Raw genomic sequence first — 1,192 nt, 5'->3', positions numbered from 1 at the left:
GCGTGCGCGTGGTGGCCACCGCCCCCGGCGGCACCCTCGCCCCCGAGCGTCGCATCTCCCGCGGCGGCGACGCCTCCACCGATCAGGAACAGGCCTGGTACTCGCAGATCGTCGACCAGACCATCGATTCGACCGTGATGGGCCGCTACGGCACCCTCCACGAACAGGCCGCACCCATCTGTTTCCTCGCCTCGGACGAGGCCTCCTACATCACGGGCTCGGTCCTGCCCGTCGCCGGCGGCGACCAGGGCTGACGCTCCGCCACCGGCCGGGCACTCGCCCGGCCGGCCCCGTAACCCACCGAACGGAGTCATCCGTGTCCATCACCCCTGCCCAGAATGTGTGGGAATCCCCCGCACATCGGCGCACCGTGTACGGCGTCCTCGCCGTGGTGGCCCTGTCCATCTTGTTCGACGGCTACGACCTCGTCGTCTACGGCGCCGTCCTGCCGACCCTCATGAACGATCCGTCCCAGATCGGTGCCCTCGGCGCGGCCCAGGCCGGCGCGCTCGGCTCCTACGCCCTGGTCGGCGTGATGATCGGCGCCCTGAGCGCCGGCGCGATCGGTGACCGGATCGGCCGGCGCCGGATCATGCTCGGCGCGATCGCCTGGTTCTCGATCGGGATGGCCTTGACCGCGCTGGCCCGTGACATCACCACGTTCGGCATCCTTCGTCTGCTCACGGGCATCGGGATCGGCGCGATCGTGGCGACCGCCGGCGCGGTGATCGCGGAATTCGCGCCCGCCGGACGTCGCAACCTCTTCAACGCCGTGGTCTACAGCGGCATCCCCGCCGGCGGTGTGCTCGCCTCCGCGCTCGCGATGATCCTGCGCGACCACATCGGCTGGCGCGGACTGTTCCTCATCGGCGCGCTTCCGCTGGTGCTGGTGCTGCCGTACGCGTGGTTCGCACTGCCGGAGTCGCCGCGCTGGCTGGCCTCGCGGGGCCGGGTCGAGCGCGCCCGCAAGGTCTGCGACGCCTATGGCCTACCGAGCGAGATGGGCGCCCCGGCCGGGCCCGTCACCGCAGCACCGGTCGCCTCCGGGGACGACGACGACACCGCAACCACCCCGGCCCGGTCACGGACCGGCTTCGCCGCCCTGCTCTCCCCGGACTACCGGTTCGGAACCCTTCTGCTGGGGTTCATGAGTTTCTCCGGTCTGCTGCTGACCTACGGGCTCAACACGTGG

General features: G+C 71.2%; 2 protein-coding genes. Both read left to right on the top strand.

Features of this window, described 5'->3' with window-relative positions:
- Positions 1 to 254 (top strand): SDR family oxidoreductase (locus tag G6016_RS16685; RefSeq protein ID WP_182633713.1); only part of this gene is annotated, 254 nt, incomplete at its 5' end.
- A 68-nt stretch (positions 255 to 322) separates the two neighbouring features.
- On the top strand, positions 323 to 1,192 hold an 870-nt coding region (locus G6016_RS16680), incomplete at its 3' end, for an MFS transporter (protein ID WP_338403660.1).

The organism is Dietzia aerolata (genome assembly GCF_014144865.1).
In the GTDB taxonomy this organism is placed as follows: Bacteria; Actinomycetota; Actinomycetes; order Mycobacteriales; family Mycobacteriaceae; genus Dietzia; species Dietzia aerolata.
The sequence above is the reverse complement of the archived record's forward strand: the minus strand, read 5'-3'. Positions and strand labels throughout refer to the sequence as shown.